This window comes from Blastococcus sp. SYSU D01042, assembly GCF_054050515.1.
Genome location: NZ_JBJGZM010000012.1, coordinates 1 through 14,828, shown reverse-complemented (window position 1 = coordinate 14,828; position 14,828 = coordinate 1). Strand labels below are relative to the sequence as shown.

Genomic DNA, 14,828 nt, shown 5'->3' with positions numbered 1-14,828 from the left:
GAGGGGTGAGCTTAGGGTGCCCTAATCCGCGCCCTCGGCCGACCGGCCGTTCAGGCCGACAGGGCGGGGTGCGCCACGTCGCCGGCCGCGGCCGGGGGGAATGCCTGCGCGGACCCGATCACCGTCACGGCGACCTCCTCGCCGGTCGAGGGCAGGTCCGCCCCGACCAGCCGCGCGCTGACCGTCCCGGCGCCCGGCAGCACCAGCCGGATGCGCGCGTCGTGCCCGAAGAAGTCCACGCCGCCGATCCGCGCCACGACCGCGTCCGGCGCGGTCGCGGGGGCGGACAGGCGCAGCTGCTCGGGGCGGAGCAGCACCCGCGCCCGGCCGTCGGCGTGGCTGCCGTCGACGGGCACCGCCCCGAGCGCGCAGTGCGCCGTCCCGGCCCGCACCTCGGCGTCGAGGACGACGGCCTCACCCACGAACGTCGCCACGTCGAGGTCCTGCGGGCTGCGGTAGAGGGTCCTCGGGTCGGTGAGCTGCACGAGCCGTCCGTGCCGGAGCACCGCGACCTGGTCGGCCATCGAGAGCGCCTCGGCCTGGTCGTGGGTGACCAGCACCGCGGTGGCGCCGGTCGCGTCCAGCGCGGCGGAGACGGCGAGCCGGGTCTCCTCCCGCAACGTGGCGTCGAGCGAGGAGAACGGCTCGTCGAGCAGCACGAGGGAGGGCGCGGGCGCCAGCGCCCGCGCGAGCGCCACCCGCTGCTGCTGCCCGCCGGAGAGCTGGTGCGGCGAGCGGTCGGCCAGCGAGGCGTCCAGGCCGACGAGGTCGAGCAGCTCCCGAACCCGGCCCCCCTCGCGCCGCTGCCGTCGCGGCAGCCCGAAGCTGATGTTGGCGGCGACCGTGAGGTGCGGGAACAGGCCACCCTCCTGCGGTACGAAGCCGATGCCGCGCCGACGCGCGGCGACGGCGCGCCCCGGCCCCCCGGCCACCAGCCGGTCGCCCAGCGCCACCGTGCCGGCGTCCGGGTCGTCGAACCCCGCGATCAGCCGCAGGAGCGTCGTCTTGCCGCAGCCCGACGGGCCGAGGAGGGCCGTGAAGCTCCCCCCGGGCACGTGCAGGTCCACCCCGTCGAGGACCCGGACGCCGGCCACGTAGGACTTCGTCAGGCCGGTCACGGTCAGGGAGCTCATGGGGTCAGACCTCGTCGGGCATCTCGGGACAGCAGGACGGTGGCGGGTGCCGACAGCAGCACCATGATGACCGCGTAGGGGGCAGCCGCCGCGTAGTCCACCGCGCTGCTCGCCGTCCAGAAGGCGGTGGCCAGCGTCCGCGTCCCCGTGGGCGCGAGCAGCAGGGTGGCGGTCAGCTCGGTGACGACGGCGAGGAAGACCAGCGCGGCACCGGCACCGATGCCGGGGGCCAGCAGCGGCAGCGTGATGCGCCGGAGCCGGTCGGGCGCCGAGGCACCCAGCGACGCGGCGACGTCGTCGTAGAGGGGTGGCGCCTGCTCGACGGCCGACCGGACGGTGACGATGGCCCGCGGCAGGAAGAGGATCGCGTAGGCGGCCAGGAGCACGGGCACCGTCTGGTAGAGCCACGGGGTGACCCGGATGCTCACCGTCACGAGGGCGAGGGCGACGACGATGCCGGGCACCGAGCTGCCGAGGTAGGTGCTGCGCTCGAGCAGCGTGGCGATCCGCCCGCGTGCCCGCACCGCCAGCCAGCCGGTGGGCAGCGCCATGGCCGTCGTGATCGCCGCCGCGGCCGCCGCCAGCCCCAGCGTGGTCCCCGTGGTGGTCAGGAGGACCGACCCGTCGACGGCGGTCCCGGCACCGCGCGCCATCCAGTAGCCCAGGCTCCACAGCGGGACCGCCACGGCCAGCGCGACCAGTGCTCCCAGCGCCAGCAGGGCCGGGGCGGTGAGCCGGTGCAGCGCGATCCGCCGGCCCGGGCGCGGGGCGCCGCGGCCGCTGCGCGCGTAGCCCCGCCGCCCCCGCAGCCGGATCTCGGCGACCAGCAGCACCAGGCAGAGCAGCACCAGGACGCCGGCCAGCATGGTCGCGCCCGGGCCGTTGAAGGTGGCGCGGTACTGGTCGTAGATCGCCGTCGTGAAGGTGGGGTACCGCAGCATCTGGAGCGCGCCGAACTCGGCGAGCAGGTGCAGCGCCACGAGCAGCCCGCCGCCCAGCAGCGCCACCCGGAGCTGCGGCAGCTGCACCCGGAGGAAGACCGCCCACGTCGAGAGCCCGAGACCGCGGGCGGTGTCCTCGAGGGCGGGGTCCAGCCCGCGGAAGGCGGCGGCGACCGGCAGGTAGACGAACGGGAAGTAGGAGAGCGTCACGACCAGCAGCGCGCCGGCGTAGGTGTCCAGGCCCGGCAGCAGCGAGATCCACGCGTAGCTGTTCACGAAGGCCGGCACCGCCAGCGGTGCGACCAGCAGGACGTGCCAGATCCGGCGGGCGGGCACGGACGAGCGCTCGACCAGCCAGGCGGCCCCGACGCCGAGCACCCCGCAGCAGACCACGGTGCCCAGCGCGAGGCGCACCGTGTTCCACAACAGCTCGCCGACCCGCGGCCGGAGGACCAGCTCCCGGATCCCCGCCCAGCCGAGGTCGGCCGAGTACCAGGCGATGTAGCCCAGCGGCAGCAGCGCGAGCGCGGCGACGGCCAGGGCCAGCGCGAGGGTGACCGGGGAGCGGCGCAACCGGCGACCGGACGCGCCGGACCCCCGGTCCGCTGCGCGCGGACCGGGGGCCGGGGCCCGCAGCTCGGAGGTGGTCAGAGCAGCCCCACGTCCTGCATGAGCTCGGTGACGAGCTCGGCGTCCAGCGATCCGGGGTCGACGTCGGGTGCCTGCAGCTCGGCCAGCGGCGGCAGCGCCTCGGCGGAGTCCACCCCGACGCCCACGGCGTACTCCAGCGCCGTGCTCTCGGCCAGCCGCTCCTGCGCCCCGCGCGCGGTCAGCCACTCCACCAGCCGCTGGGCTGCCTCCTCCTGGTCGGAGGAGGCCAGCACGCCGGCGCCCGAGACGCTGACGAACGCACCGGGGTCCTGGTTGCGGAAGAAGTGCAGCCGGGCGTCGTCGCCGATGAGGCCCTCCTGCGCCTGGTCGCGGAACCAGTAGTAGTGGTACGTGATGCCGACCGGCACCTCGCCCTCGTCGACGGCCTTCATGATGGCGGTGTTGCTCGCGTAGATCTCGGCGTTGCGCTGCAGGCCGGCGAGCCACTCACGGGTGGCCTCCTCCCCCTCCAGCGCGAGCACGGCGCTGACGATGGCCTGGAAGTCCGCCCCGCCGGCCGCGATCGCCACCCGGCCCTCCCACGCCGGGTCGGCCAGGTCGAGCATCGAGGCGGGGAGCTCGCCCTCGGGGATCTCCGCGGGGTTGTAGATCAGCGCCGTCGAGCGGGCGGCGAACCCGATCCAGTTGCCGGCCTCCGGGCGGTAGCGCTCCTCCACCTGCTCGGCGGTCGGCGCGTCGATGGGGGCGAGCAGCCCGGCCTTGTCGACGACGTCGATCGACGGGCTGTTCTCGGTGAGGAACACGTCGGCCGGCGAGGCCTCGCCCTCCTGCACGATCTGGTTGGCCAGCTCGGAGTCGTTCGCGTCGCGGAACTCCAGCTCGATGCCGGTCTCGTCGGTGAAGCCCTCGAGCATGGTGCGCACCAGGCTCTCGTGCTGGGCGCTGTAGACGGTGAGCGCCTCGGTGTCCGACGCCTGGGAGTTCCCGCACGCGGCGAGCGCGACGGCGACGGCGGTGGAAGTCAGCAGGCCGGTGATCGCCCGGCGCGGCCTGGTCACGTGTGGAACTCCTCCTGCATCGGCCCCGGCACCGTGCCGGTATGGCAAGGCACACCTAAGCATGACGCGCCCGCGCAACCACGGGTGCCCGGGGCCGGCCCCGGCGGCAGCGGGCTCCTGCGGGAGCCGTCGGGTCAGGCCGGCGGGAGCCCGGCAGACCGGCGGCAGTCGGCCGCCCGGCCCAGCAGCAGTGCGCGCTCGCGCTCGTTGCGGGTGAGCCCCGCGGCCCGCTCGAACTCCGCCCGCGCCTCGTCGTCGCGTCCCAGCGACACGAGCAGGTCGCCGCGGACCGCCGCGAGCAGGTGGTACCCGGCGAGCGCGGGGGCGTCGCGCAGCCCGTCGACCAGCTCGAGGCCCGCGGCCGGCCCGTAGGCCCGGGAGACGGCGACGGCGCGGTTGAGCTCGACCACCGGGGACGGGGTCAGCGCCGCGAGCGCCTCGTACGCCCCCGCGATCCCCGCCCAGTCGGTCTCCTCGACGCTGCGGGCCCGGGCGTGGCAGGCGGCGATGGACGCCTGCAGCGCGTACGGCCCGAGCGCCCCCGCGGCGCTCTGCTCGGCCCGGTCGAGCGCCGCCAGCCCGCGGGTGATCAGCACCCGGTCCCAGCGGCCGCGGTCCTGATCGGCCAGGAGCACCGACTCGCCGTCCGGACCCACGCGCGCGGCCAGCCGCGAGGCCTGCAGCTCCATCAGCGCCACGAGGCCGTGCACCTCGGACTCCCCCGGCACCAGCCCCGCCAGGATCCGGCCCAGCCGCATCGCCTCCTGGCAGAGCGCGGGGCGGGTCAGGTCCTCGCCCGCGGTGGCGGAGTACCCCTCGTTGAAGACCAGGTAGAGCACCTCGAGCACCGACGACAGCCGGGCGGTGAAGTCCTCCCCCGTGGGCGTCTCGAACGGCACCCGGGCCGCGGTCAGGGTCCGCTTGGCGCGCACCACCCGCTGCGCCAGCGTCTTCTCCGGCACCAGGAACGCCCGCGCGATCTCGTCGGTGGTCAGGCCGCCGACCAGCCGCAGCGTCAGCGCCACCCGGGCCTCCCGGGAGAGCACCGGGTGGCAGGAGATGAACACCAGCCGCAGGACGTCGTCCTCGACGACCTCGTCGAGCGCGGCGGCCCAGTCCTCCTCGACGCCCTCGACCAGGTCCCGACCGAGCTCCTCGGTCTTGCGCCGCAGGTTCTGCGCCCGGCGGAAGGTGTCGATCGCCCGGTGCTTGGCGATGGCCATCAGCCAGGCCCCCGGCTTGGCCGGCACGCCGCTGCCGGGCCACTGCTCCAGCGCCGCCACCAGCGCGTCCTGCGCCAGCTCCTCGGCCAGCCCGACGTCGCCGGTGACGCGGGTGAGCGCACCGACGATGCGGGCGGACTCCATGCGCCAGACGGCGTCGACGACGCGGTGCAGGTCCGCGCTCGCCGACGCCGCCGGGGCAGGAGGGGTGCTCACGCCTCGCGCTGGGCGGTGAGCGTGTCGCGCAGCTCGTTCTCCTTGTCCTGCAGCTCCGGCGTGAAGGCCTCGCCGAAGTCCTCCGGCACGGAGAAGGGGCGGATCTCCAGCTCGCCGCCGCGGAACGGCGCCTTGCGGGCCCACTCCACCGCCTCCTCCTTGGAGGAGACCTCGAAGATCCAGTAGCCCGAGACGAGCTCCTTGGTCTCGGTGAACGGGCCGTCGATCACGGTGGCGGTGCCCTTCTCGTCGAACCGCACCCGCGCGCCGTACGAGCTGGGGCGCAGGCCGTCGCCGTCCAGCATGACGCCGGCCTTGACCAGCTCCTCGTTGTAGGCGCCCATCGCCTCCAGCATGTCCTGGCTGGGCATGGCGCCCTTCTCGCTGTCCTCGGTCGCCTTGACGATCACCATGAAACGCATCGCTGTCTCCCTGTGTGCCGGGAACGGAGGCCGGTCGTGCCGACCGGCTCGGGCTCCGCTCTACCTTCCCGTCGAACGGCCGCGACCGGAATCGACACGTCGGCAGAAAATACTTCTGCGTCGGCGCTCGAGCCCTCGTGCATGGCCGGACGGGGCCTCGGGCAGCCCCGTCCCGTGACCACCGACGTCCTGCTGCTCACCGGCGGCGTGCTGGCTCTCGGCGTGGCGGCGCTGTCGAGCCGGCTGCGTCGCCTGCCGGTGTCCGAACCGCTCGTCGGCCTGCTCGTGGGGATCGCGATCGGGCCCGCCGTGCTCGACCTGCTCCCCGTGACGCCGATGACCGAGGACCAGACGTGGCTGCACACGGCCACCCGCTTGATCCTCGCCGTCTCGGTCATGTCGGTCGCCCTGCGCTACCCGGTCGGAGCGGCGCGGGCGCAGCTGCGCCCGGTGCTGCTGCTCCTGGGCGTCGCGATGCCGGCGATGGCGCTGATCACCGCCGGGTTGTCCGCGGCCGTCCTGGGCGTCGGCCTGGGTGCCGCCGCCCTGCTGGGCGCCGCGCTCTCCCCCACCGACCCCGTCCTGGCCTCGAGCGTCGTGACCGGCGAGCCCGCCGAGGAGGACCTGCCCGCCCGCGACCGCCAGATCCTGTCGCTGGAGTCGGGCGCGAACGACGGGCTCGCCCTGCCCCTCGTGCTGCTCGCCATTGCGGTCGCCGGGCCGCTGACCACCGGCGCCGCCGTGCTCGAGTCGTCCTGGCAGGTCGCCGGCGCGGTGGTCGTCGGGACGCTCCTGGGCTGGCTGGGTGGCCGCGCGCTGCGCGCCGGTGAGGAGCACGGCTCCACCGACCACGGCCCGCTCGCCCTGTTCACCGTGGTGCTGGCCTTCACGGTGCTCGGGCTCTCGGGCGTCCTGCACGTCGACGGCATCCTCGCCGTCTTCGTCTGCGGGCTGGCGTTCAACCTCGTGGCCACCGGCTCGGACCGCACCACCGACGCGCCCGTCGACGAGGCCGTCAACCGCTTCCTCGTGCTCCCGCTGTTCATCGCCGTGGGAGCGGCGCTGCCCTGGTCCGCCTGGGCGGACCTGGGCTGGCGGGGTCCCGCCCTGGCCGTGGCGGTGCTCGTGCTCCGCCGGCTCCCCGTCCTGCTCCTGCTGCGCAGGCCGCTCGGGCTGGGGCTGCCCGACGCGGTCCACCTGGGCTGGTTCGGCCCCATCGGCGTCTCCGCGCTCTTCTACCTGGCGATGGAGGCCGAACGCCTCGGCGCCGACACCACCGTGCTGGCCGCCGGCACGATGGTGGTCGCGGCGAGCACGCTGGCGCACGGGATCACCGCGGCGCCGGGCCGGGTGCTCTACCGCAGGGCGGCCGACCGCGAGGACACCGCCGCTCAGTCCTGACGGGTGTAGTGGTGGGCGCGCGCGTAGGCGGCCAGCACCTCGTCGGTCCCGGCTCCCGTGTGGAGGAACTCGTCGTCGACCACCGTGGCGAAGTCGCTGACGGCGCGACCCAGCCGGACGGCGGCCAGCCGGACGTCGGTGCGCGGCGCGCGGTGGCCGGCAGCCGCGAGATCGACGGCGACGCCGATCATCGCGGGCAACGCCGCTTCCTCGTCACCGTCCCGGAAGTAGTAGGTCTCGCTGTACTGGGTGAGGTCGACGCGCGCCTGCGCCAGCTCGCTCGCCAGACCGTCCAGCAGCACTGCGGCACTGCCCGACTGCGGGTCGAGCAGCAGGTCGTCCCGTGGCATCGAGCGCAGCTGGGCCAGCCGTACGGCCAGCGCCCGCCGTCGGATCAGTGCCGGGTAGATCTGCAGCACCCAGGTGACCGACGCGGTCAGGAGGCCGAAGCCGATGAGCGCCTGCACCGGGACGGCGATTCGCGACCAGCCTGCGGTCGGCACGATGTCACCGAGGCCGAGGGTGGCCAGAGCGACGGCGGAGACGTAGACCGCGTCCAGGACGTCGCTCCGCCCGCTCACGTCCAGGCCGCTCTGGAAGAGGAAGGCCTCCGGCATGTGCGGCGCGTAGACGAGCGCCCCTCCGCCGACGATCAGCGTGATCCACGAGAGGACCACCAGCACCAGGCCGATCGGGCCGGTCAGCACGCCCGCGGTGCCACGCTGCCGACGGCGGCGGCCCAGCCGCCACACGCCGCGCATCACCCACGAGCTGAGGTCGCCGCGGCCGCTGGGGTGCCACAGCGTGTGGAAGATGTCCCGAAGCGCGACCACCACCACGAGGACGCCCGCCGCGGTGATCAGCCAGTCCACCTCGCCCACCCTGGCAGAGGAGCGGTGACCGGGCTCCGCGGGGTAGGACCCGGGCATGTGGTTCGACGCCTGGTCCGACATCGCCCGCGTCCTCGCCGTGGGCACCGCCGCCTACGCGACCGTCGTCGTCGTCCTCCGGCTCACGGGCAAGCGCACTCTGAGCAAGCTCAACGCCTTCGACCTGGTGGTCAGCGTGGCGCTGGGCTCGACGCTGGCGACCATCCTGCTCAGCAGCGACGTCTCCTGGGCCGAGGGCGCGACCGCGCTCGCGCTGCTCGCCGGCCTCCAGTTCGCCGTCGCCTGGACGACGACGCACCTGCCCGGCGGTCGCTCCGTGGTCACCGCACCACCCACGCTCCTCCTGCACGACGGCCGACTGCTGCCCGAGGCCCTCCGCGAGCAGCGGGTGACCGTGGGCGAGGTGCGGCAGGCGGTCCGCGCGACGGGGAGCGGGGACCTCGGTGAGATCGCCGCCGTGGTCCTGGAGTCCGACGGAACGCTCAGCGTCATCCCGGCGTCGAAGGCCGGGAACCGCTCGGCCCTGGACGGGGTGGCGGGAGCGTCGTAACCGCCCGACGCGGGCATGTGACCGCCCCGGCCGGGGTAGCCGCGGGCCATGGCTGAGGACGGGGCACCGGGTGGGTTCGCGGGACGACTGGGCGCGCAGGTGGAGGAGGCCGACGACGGGTCGGCCCGGATCGCCTTCGAGGTGACCGACGAGCACCTCAACCCGGCGGGCACGCTGCACGGCGGCGTCCTGGCCACGCTGGTCGACACCGCGATGGGCACGGCGGTCCGCTCGGCCACCGGCGACGACGACGTCCCCGCGACCAGCCAGCTGACGGTGACCTACCTGCGACCGGGCAGCACCGGGCCGCTGTCGGTCACCGCCCGTGTGCGCACCAAGGGCGAGCACCTGACGGTGTGCGAGGCCGACGTCGAGCAGGACGGGAAGGCGATCGGGCACGCCGTCGCCACGTTCGCGCTGCTGCACCGCTGAGCGTTCCGGCCCGGGCGCCGGCAGGGCGCCCGGGCCCGAGCGGTCACTGGTTGAGCCGGCTCACCAGGAAGATGAACAGGAACACCAGCAGGATCGCGCCCACGAAGATCAGCGGGATCAGCACCCGGGCCCGCCGGCGGCCGGACTCGGTGCTCCGCCCGGTCGGGCGGGCCGGCTCGTCGTCGTGGGGGTTCTGCGGAGCGGCGCTCATGGCGATGTCCTCGGTCGGTCGGTGCGGCACCGCGATCGGCGACGCACGGGACGGGCGGTCCCACCGGGTCGGTGGGGACCCGATCGGGTCATGCCCAGCACGTTTCCGCTCACGCGTGGGTCCGGTACCCGGAACGGCCGGTAACGTGGGTCACGTCCGCACGCGCCTGCGCTGCGGCGGCGTCCAGGAGGCACCCCGTTCCCGCTCAGCACGGACGATGCGCCGAGGCCCACCTGGGCTGCCCCTGCCGGGGTGATGCCGCGATCCACCAGGAGCGGTCCGCGGAGATCAGCGAGGCCCGCGCCAAGGCGGGCGAGCAGGTCGAGTGCCCCGAGTGCGGCGGCAAGGCCACCCCCCTGCAGATCGTGACCTGGGGGCACTGCCGCCCCTGCCACACCGCCGACTCGCGGACCATCCAGCCGCTGCGCTGGTAGGGCTCAACGGCCGGGGCGGGTACCGGCCAGCTCGCGGGCGGCGGCGGCCGAGCGGTCGTCCAGCTCGCGCGTGACCGAGGCGACGTAGGTGTCGTAGGCGGCCTGCGGCGAGGTGCCCAGGGCGGTCGCGATCTCCTCCCAGCCGGCGCCGCCGCGCAGCGCCGCCCGGATGCCGATGAGCTGGCAGTCGTGCGCCTTGCGGGAGATGACCTCGCCCAGGGCGAGCAGCTCGAGCGACTCGGCGACGTCGAGCTGCAGCGGGGTGTCCTTGAGGTGCGCCCAGGAGTCGTCGTCGACGTCCTGCACGGTGTTGAGCGTGGTCTCGCCGTCGTCGCGGCGGCTGAGGAAGTCCAGTCGGGTGGCAGCCGTGGGCAGCGAGAACTCCGCCGCCAGGGCCTCGGGGGTGATGCTCATGATCCGAGGGTCCCCCTCGCGCCCGGCGTGGCAAACCGGTGGGCGACGCATCTCACCCGGTCCGGCGGCCGGCGTCACCGTCCGCACACGCGGAGAGGGCCCGCACCCCCGAACGGGGTGCGGGCCCTCCGCGAGGTCCTTGCTCAGGCGTCGACGCCGACGGCCTCCTTGGCCAGGGCGGCCAGGCGGGTCTGCGCGGCACTCGCCACGTTCGACCGCTTCTTGTGGGTCTCCTCGTAGCGGATGATCACCCGGATGTCGTGCGGCGTCTCGAGCTCCTTGATCGCCTTCACGGCATCACCGGCGGCCATCGAGTCGTAGCCCTTGATCGGCAGCTCGGCGGCAGTGACGTCGCCCAGCTCCTCGCGGGCGGCCTTGGCGGTGTCGGCCACCTCGGCGTTGCCCTCGCGCCGCGCGATCCGCTCGGCCCGGCGGAGACCCGCGGCCCGGCTGACGGTCAGCGTCTCGCGCACGGCGTCGGTCAGGGCGGAGGCGCGGTCGGCCACGGCGCCGAGGCGCTCGGTGGTCTCCTCACCGGCGTGCTGCACGGAGTCGACGGCGCTGTTCACCGTGTTGTGCACGAAGCGGACGGGGGCACCGGCGGCGCGGGCGACGGTGCCGGCGACCTTCTGCAGCGGGGTGGCCACCAGTGCGGCCGGGCCGCCCAGGGCCTCCTCGGCGAGGACGACGGTCAGCCACTCGACGGTGGCGCGGTGCGCCTCGACGAGCTTCTCGGCCAGGCGCTGCACCGACGTCTTCCCGGCCGCCTCGGCCAGGACCTTGAGGTAGGTGGCCCGGTCGAGCAGCTGGTGCTCGAGCTGCAGGTCGGTGAGCAGCGCCTCCTCGAGCGGCGCGGCCTGCTCGACGGTCGCCTTGAGGACCGCCGAGAGCCGGCCGAGCGCCGGCGTGACGACGTCGGGGACGCCGCCGGCCGCGCGCAGCGCCTCGGTGATCTCGATGGTGCGCGCCGCGGCGTTGTCCGCGTTCTGGGTGAGCTCGCGGCGGACGGCGTCGGTCCGCGCCTGCGAGATCCGCGTCCGGGCGACCTGCTCCTCGGTCTTGGTGAGCAGGACGAGGGCGCGCAGCTGGTTCTGGATCTTGGTGGTGTCGGTCATGACGGGTGAACACTCCGGAGGATCGGGGATGACCTGACGATCCGGTCATGCCCCGATCCCGCGGGGTGCTAACTCCTGCAAGCGATCTGCTAGCAGTGAGGCCCGTCACGGCAGGCCTCCGGCGCCTCAGACGAAGGCGTCCTGCTGCCGGTCGAGCGGAGTGCGCGGGGTGACGCCGAAGCGCAGGACCGGCTGGGTGTCGTCGTCGCGCAGGTGCTGGGGCGCCAGGCGGGCGCGGCGCATCGGCAGGGGGGACGGCGGCAGCCGCTTGCCGCAGCCGACGCAGAACCGGCCGCGCTGTTCGACCGCGTCGCAGTGCGTGCAGGTCATGGGTGCCTCCCCGGGGTCGGTGGAACGGGACGCCGACGACACTGGCAGGCGCCCACCCCGATCCGGGGCGGCCGGGATGCGGTGGGACGACATGTCATCCAACCGTCATCCACGTCGCGGGACGGCCGGTCTCAGCTGGTGGGACCAGTAGACGCGAGGACGTCGCGCAGCCGGTCGAGGAAGGGGACCTGGCCCTTCACCAGCTTCGTGCGCGCCTCGTCGAGACCGAACCAGGCCGCACGGTCGATCTCCGGGAACTCCTGGACGCGGCCCGACCGCGGGGGCCACTCGAGCTCGAAGGTGTTGCTCGTGCTCGCCGCCGCGTCGAGGTCGCCCTCGGCAGCCCAGATCGCGAGCACCTTGCCCGAGGCCCGCAGCCGACCGAGGGGTACCAGCTCCGTGGCCGGCACCGGCGAGCCGAGCTCCTCGGCGAACTCCCGGTGCGCGACCGCCAGCGGGTCCTCGTCCGGGCCGTGCTCGCCCTTGGGCAGCGACCAGGCGCCGTCGTCCTTGCGGGCCCAGAACGGCCCGCCCATGTGGCCGAGCAGCACCTCGCGGCCGCCAGGGCCGAGCCGGTGCAGCAGGATCCCCGCGCTCGTCCTCGGCACGCCCCGATCCTGCCGGGCCGCCTCAGACGACGCTGGTCCGGGTCACGCCCTGGCTGCGCCAGTACTCGTTGAGCGCGTTGTTGGTGCGCACGAACCAGATGAAGGGCCCGACGAGGATGAAGATGCCGGGGAAGAACCAGAGCGCGGTGAGCGCGGTGACCGGCGGCGCCTGCCCCCGGCGCTCGTAGAGCTTGCCCACCTCGTTGCTCAGCAGGAACGGCGAGACGAGCCCGAAGATCACCGCGATGATCAGCGCGAGGATGCCGCCGAGGCCCTCACCGGTGTGCCGCTTCATCTCCTCCTGGGTCTGGAAGTAGTAGACGAAGCCCCAGATCCCGAGGGTGACGAAGAAGAGCAGGATGATCATCCCGGTCGGGCGGATGGTGCCCAGCGCCCCGGTGGGCCGGCTGTACTGCGCCCACGGCGGCGGGCCGGGCATCGGCTGGGCCGGGTACCCGCCACCCTGGCCGTAGCCCGGCGGCGGCTGCTGGCCGTACCCCTGCTGGCCGTACTCCTGCTGCTCGTACCCCTGCTGGTCGTGGCCGGCCGGCGGCGGGGGCGGCGGCGGGGTGGGCAGCGACTGTGTGGGCTGCGGCGGCGTCGGCGGCTCGTGCTCGGGCGTGCTCATGGCAGCTCCTCGTGACCGTGTCCCGGGCCCGCAGTCTCCACCCGCGCGCGCCGGGGTGGGGGCCTCCTGTGCGCGGTGCCGGACGCGGACCGGCCGCGCCGTCGCGGTGCGACGACGCGGCCGGTGGGTGCGCGGGTCAGCCCTGGGCGCCGACGCTGCGCCAGTAGTCGTTCAGCGCGCCGTTGGTCTTGACGAACCAGACGATCGGGCCGACGAGGAGGAAGATGCCGGGGAAGTACCAGAGGCCGGTGAGGGCGCTGACCGGCTTCGCCTGGCCGCGGCGCTCGTAGAGGTTGCCCACCTCGTGGCTGTGCAGGTACGGCGAGACGACGCCGACGAAGAGCGCGAGCAGCAGGGCGACGACCCCGCCCAGCCCCTCGCCGGTGTGCTTCTTCATCTCGTCGTGCGTCGCGTAGTACCAGAACAGGCTGTAGATCCCGAGCGTCACGATGCACAGCAGGATCGCGATGCCGGTGGGCCGGATCTTGCCGACCGGGCCCTGCGGCGCGGCGTACTGCGCGTACCCCGGCGTGCTCGGCATGGGCTGACCGCCGTAGCCGGGCTGCGTGGACGGGTAGGGCTGGCCGTACTGCTGGGCCGAGGGATTGCCTGGCGTGGACATGCGCTCGCTTCCTGTCGATGACGCCGGCACTTCCGGCTCGGCGCGGAACCTAGGGGACGGCGGCGTCGCCGCACAGCGCGCGTGCGACGCGGCTCACCGCGCCGTCCCACGCGACGACCGGCGCCCCGTGCGCCCCACCCCATCGGGGCGTCCGCGCACCATCAGGTCAGCGGCCGCGCCACTCCGGGCGGCGCTTCTCCAGGTAGGCGGCGATGCCCTCCTGCCGGTCCTCGCTGAGGTAGGGGTTGGGGCCGACGTCGAGCCGCAGCGCCTGCCAGAGCGGCAGGTCCTCGCCCTTGACCGCGGTCTCCTTCATGCGGCGGACGCTGATCGGCGCGTTGGCCGCGATCTTCTCCGCGAGCGCGAGGGCGGCGGGGAGCACCGCGTCGGCGTCGACGATGCGGTTGACCAGGCCCCAGCGCTCGGCGTCCTCGCTGGTGACGTACTGGCCGACCAGCAGCATCTCCAGCGCGACCCCCATGGGGATGCGCTTGGGCAGGACGACGGAGGCGAAGTTGGCGCCCATCCCGATGGTGGCCTCGGGCAGGCCGAGCTTGATGCCGGGCGCCGCGACGCGGAGGTCGCAGGCCAATGCCAGCTCGAAGCCGCCGGCGACGGCGTGCCCCTGGAGCGCGGCGACGATCGGCACGGGGGTCTCGGTGACGACCTCGAAGATCGACCGGCCGGGGCGGTTCATCGGCGGCCGGAACCGCTCGCCCCGCTCGTCCTGCTGGCGGATCTCCTTGAGGTCGAAGCCCGCGCAGAAGGCCGGGCCGTTGCCGGTGAGCACGATGGCGCGCACGGTGCCGCCCTCCCCCGCATCCAGCAGCTGCTCGACCAGGTCGGCCTGCACCTCGGTGGACAGCGCGTTGCGCCGCTCCGGCCGGTCGAGGGTGAGCACGCGGACGTGCCCGCGGTCCTCGACGACCAGCCCGGACCCGTACCGCTGCGATTCGCTCACGGCCCCATTCGTACCGGGCACGGCCGCCGTCAGCACAGCGGGGCTCTTCTCGCCGACGACCCTCAGGCGCTGACGGGGAACGGCTGGTGGACGGCGATCTCGGTGCCGTCGGGGCGCCAGGTGCGCCATCGTCCGTCGGGTTGTCGTTCCACGCGGAAGCCGGAGTGGACCTTGGTGTGGTGGCGTTCGCACAGCAGCGCCGAGTTGACCAGCGACGTGTCGCCGTCGTCGATCCAGTGGATCAGGTGGTGGACGTCGCACCAGTGGGTCGGGGCGTCGCAGCCGGCGAAGACGCACGTGCGGTCGCGGATCTCGACCGCGCGGCGCAGGTGCGGCGGAACGACGCGGTGGGTGCGGCCGACGTCGAGGGGTTGGCCGTCGGGGCCGATGACGATGCGGGTGAGGTTGCCGTCGCAGGCCAGCCATCGGGTGCGGGCGGCGGAGATGATGCCGCCGAACCCGGTGCGCCCGGCGCCTGCGCCGGCGGTCGTGGTGTCCAGGAGGTCGTCGAGGTCGATGGTGACCGCGACGTGCGGCTTGACGGTCCGCATCGTGGGGAGCGTGCCGGAGGCCAGGGCGTTGTCGGCGAGCTGCACGAGGGCGTCGGCGGACTGCTGGGCGCGGCTG

The 14,828-nt window shown here is 74.3% G+C and carries 18 protein-coding genes; 3 read left to right on the top strand and 15 right to left on the bottom strand.

What is annotated here, in order from left to right; translation table 11 throughout:
• Positions 1-50: 50 nt before the first annotated feature.
• From ACI79H_RS18115 to ACI79H_RS18095, 5 genes are all read right to left on the bottom strand, one after another.
• Entirely contained in the window at positions 51-1,133 is a 1,083-nt protein-coding gene (locus tag ACI79H_RS18115; protein WP_456555813.1) for an ABC transporter ATP-binding protein, read from the bottom strand.
• Entirely contained in the window at positions 1,130-2,647 is a 1,518-nt protein-coding gene (locus ACI79H_RS18110) for an ABC transporter permease (RefSeq protein WP_456555812.1), read from the bottom strand. The genes ACI79H_RS18115 and ACI79H_RS18110 overlap by 4 nt, the downstream gene beginning before the upstream one ends.
• A 74-nt stretch (positions 2,648-2,721) precedes the next feature.
• A complete protein-coding gene (locus tag ACI79H_RS18105) occupies positions 2,722-3,744 on the bottom strand; it encodes an iron ABC transporter substrate-binding protein (RefSeq protein ID WP_456555811.1) in 1,023 nt (340 codons plus the stop codon).
• Positions 3,745-3,878: 134 nt separating this feature from the next.
• Positions 3,879-5,183, bottom strand: a complete 1,305-nt coding sequence (locus ACI79H_RS18100; RefSeq protein ID WP_456555810.1) for an RNA polymerase sigma factor — start codon at positions 5,181-5,183, stop codon at positions 3,879-3,881.
• Positions 5,180-5,605: a YciI family protein gene (locus tag ACI79H_RS18095; protein ID WP_456555809.1), complete on the bottom strand. Its 426-nt coding sequence runs from the start codon at positions 5,603-5,605 to the stop codon at positions 5,180-5,182. Before ACI79H_RS18095 ends, ACI79H_RS18100 begins: the two co-directional genes overlap by 4 nt.
• Before the next feature lie 174 nt (positions 5,606-5,779).
• Between ACI79H_RS18095 and ACI79H_RS18090 the strand changes: the two genes are divergently transcribed.
• Positions 5,780-7,006, top strand: coding sequence for a cation:proton antiporter domain-containing protein (locus ACI79H_RS18090; RefSeq protein WP_456555808.1), 1,227 nt, complete (start codon positions 5,780-5,782; stop codon positions 7,004-7,006).
• On the opposite strand, the gene ACI79H_RS18085 is transcribed toward ACI79H_RS18090, so the two are convergent.
• Entirely contained in the window at positions 6,997-7,887 is an 891-nt protein-coding gene (locus ACI79H_RS18085; RefSeq protein WP_456555807.1) for a potassium channel family protein, read from the bottom strand. The two genes, ACI79H_RS18090 and ACI79H_RS18085, sit on opposite strands and share 10 nt — an antisense overlap.
• A gap of 46 nt (positions 7,888-7,933) precedes the next feature.
• Here ACI79H_RS18085 and ACI79H_RS18080 point away from each other — a divergent pair, with 46 nt between their 5' ends.
• On the top strand, positions 7,934-8,446 hold the full coding sequence (locus ACI79H_RS18080) for a DUF421 domain-containing protein (RefSeq protein ID WP_456555806.1): 513 nt from the start codon (positions 7,934-7,936) through the stop codon (positions 8,444-8,446).
• 48 nt (positions 8,447-8,494) lie between these two features.
• Positions 8,495-8,878 (top strand): PaaI family thioesterase, encoded by a 384-nt coding sequence (locus tag ACI79H_RS18075; RefSeq protein ID WP_456555805.1) that lies wholly within the window; start codon positions 8,495-8,497, stop codon positions 8,876-8,878.
• A gap of 43 nt (positions 8,879-8,921) precedes the next feature.
• Here ACI79H_RS18075 and ACI79H_RS18070 read toward each other — a convergent pair whose 3' ends face one another.
• The 9 genes from ACI79H_RS18070 to ACI79H_RS18030 all read right to left on the bottom strand — a co-directional run.
• Positions 8,922-9,089, bottom strand: coding sequence for a hypothetical protein (locus tag ACI79H_RS18070; protein ID WP_456555804.1), 168 nt, complete (start codon positions 9,087-9,089; stop codon positions 8,922-8,924).
• 437 nt (positions 9,090-9,526) lie between these two features.
• On the bottom strand, positions 9,527-9,937 hold the full coding sequence (locus tag ACI79H_RS18065) for a hypothetical protein (RefSeq protein WP_456555803.1): 411 nt from the start codon (positions 9,935-9,937) through the stop codon (positions 9,527-9,529).
• Positions 9,938-10,080: 143 nt separating this feature from the next.
• Entirely contained in the window at positions 10,081-11,052 is a 972-nt protein-coding gene (locus tag ACI79H_RS18060) for a ferritin-like domain-containing protein (protein ID WP_456555802.1), read from the bottom strand.
• Between the two features lie 126 nt (positions 11,053-11,178).
• A complete protein-coding gene (locus ACI79H_RS18055) occupies positions 11,179-11,382 on the bottom strand; it encodes a hypothetical protein (RefSeq protein WP_456555801.1) in 204 nt (67 codons plus the stop codon).
• A 131-nt stretch (positions 11,383-11,513) separates the two neighbouring features.
• A complete protein-coding gene (locus ACI79H_RS18050; RefSeq protein ID WP_456555800.1) occupies positions 11,514-11,990 on the bottom strand; it encodes an NUDIX domain-containing protein in 477 nt (158 codons plus the stop codon).
• Positions 11,991-12,012: 22 nt separating this feature from the next.
• Complete coding sequence (locus tag ACI79H_RS18045; RefSeq protein ID WP_456555799.1) at positions 12,013-12,618, bottom strand: DUF4234 domain-containing protein; 606 nt, start codon at positions 12,616-12,618, stop codon at positions 12,013-12,015.
• A gap of 136 nt (positions 12,619-12,754) precedes the next feature.
• Positions 12,755-13,240 carry a DUF4234 domain-containing protein gene (locus tag ACI79H_RS18040; RefSeq protein WP_456555798.1) on the bottom strand — a complete coding sequence of 162 codons (486 nt, stop codon included), beginning with the start codon at positions 13,238-13,240 and terminating at the stop codon, positions 12,755-12,757.
• 166 nt (positions 13,241-13,406) lie between these two features.
• Entirely contained in the window at positions 13,407-14,201 is a 795-nt protein-coding gene (locus tag ACI79H_RS18035) for an enoyl-CoA hydratase/isomerase family protein (protein WP_456555797.1), read from the bottom strand.
• A 62-nt stretch (positions 14,202-14,263) separates the two neighbouring features.
• On the bottom strand, positions 14,264-14,828 hold a 565-nt coding region (locus ACI79H_RS18030; RefSeq protein WP_456555796.1), incomplete at its 5' end, for a DUF222 domain-containing protein.

What these genes read in the sequence shown, in the direction of transcription:
- ACI79H_RS18070 (WP_456555804.1), bottom strand. Translation starts at nt 9,089, where the DNA reads ATGAGCGCCGCTCCGCAGAACCCCCACGACGACGAGCCGGCCCGCCCG.
- ACI79H_RS18095 (WP_456555809.1), bottom strand. Translation starts at nt 5,605, where the DNA reads ATGCGTTTCATGGTGATCGTCAAGGCGACCGAGGACAGCGAGAAGGGC.
- ACI79H_RS18065 (WP_456555803.1), bottom strand. Translation starts at nt 9,937, where the DNA reads ATGAGCATCACCCCCGAGGCCCTGGCGGCGGAGTTCTCGCTGCCCACG.
- ACI79H_RS18045 (WP_456555799.1), bottom strand. Translation starts at nt 12,618, where the DNA reads ATGAGCACGCCCGAGCACGAGCCGCCGACGCCGCCGCAGCCCACACAG.
- ACI79H_RS18060 (WP_456555802.1), bottom strand. Translation starts at nt 11,052, where the DNA reads ATGACCGACACCACCAAGATCCAGAACCAGCTGCGCGCCCTCGTCCTG.
- ACI79H_RS18040 (WP_456555798.1), bottom strand. Translation starts at nt 13,240, where the DNA reads ATGTCCACGCCAGGCAATCCCTCGGCCCAGCAGTACGGCCAGCCCTAC.
- ACI79H_RS18075 (WP_456555805.1), top strand. Translation starts at nt 8,495, where the DNA reads ATGGCTGAGGACGGGGCACCGGGTGGGTTCGCGGGACGACTGGGCGCG.
- ACI79H_RS18080 (WP_456555806.1), top strand. Translation starts at nt 7,934, where the DNA reads ATGTGGTTCGACGCCTGGTCCGACATCGCCCGCGTCCTCGCCGTGGGC.
- ACI79H_RS18055 (WP_456555801.1), bottom strand. Translation starts at nt 11,382, where the DNA reads ATGACCTGCACGCACTGCGACGCGGTCGAACAGCGCGGCCGGTTCTGC.
- ACI79H_RS18115 (WP_456555813.1), bottom strand. Translation starts at nt 1,133, where the DNA reads ATGAGCTCCCTGACCGTGACCGGCCTGACGAAGTCCTACGTGGCCGGC.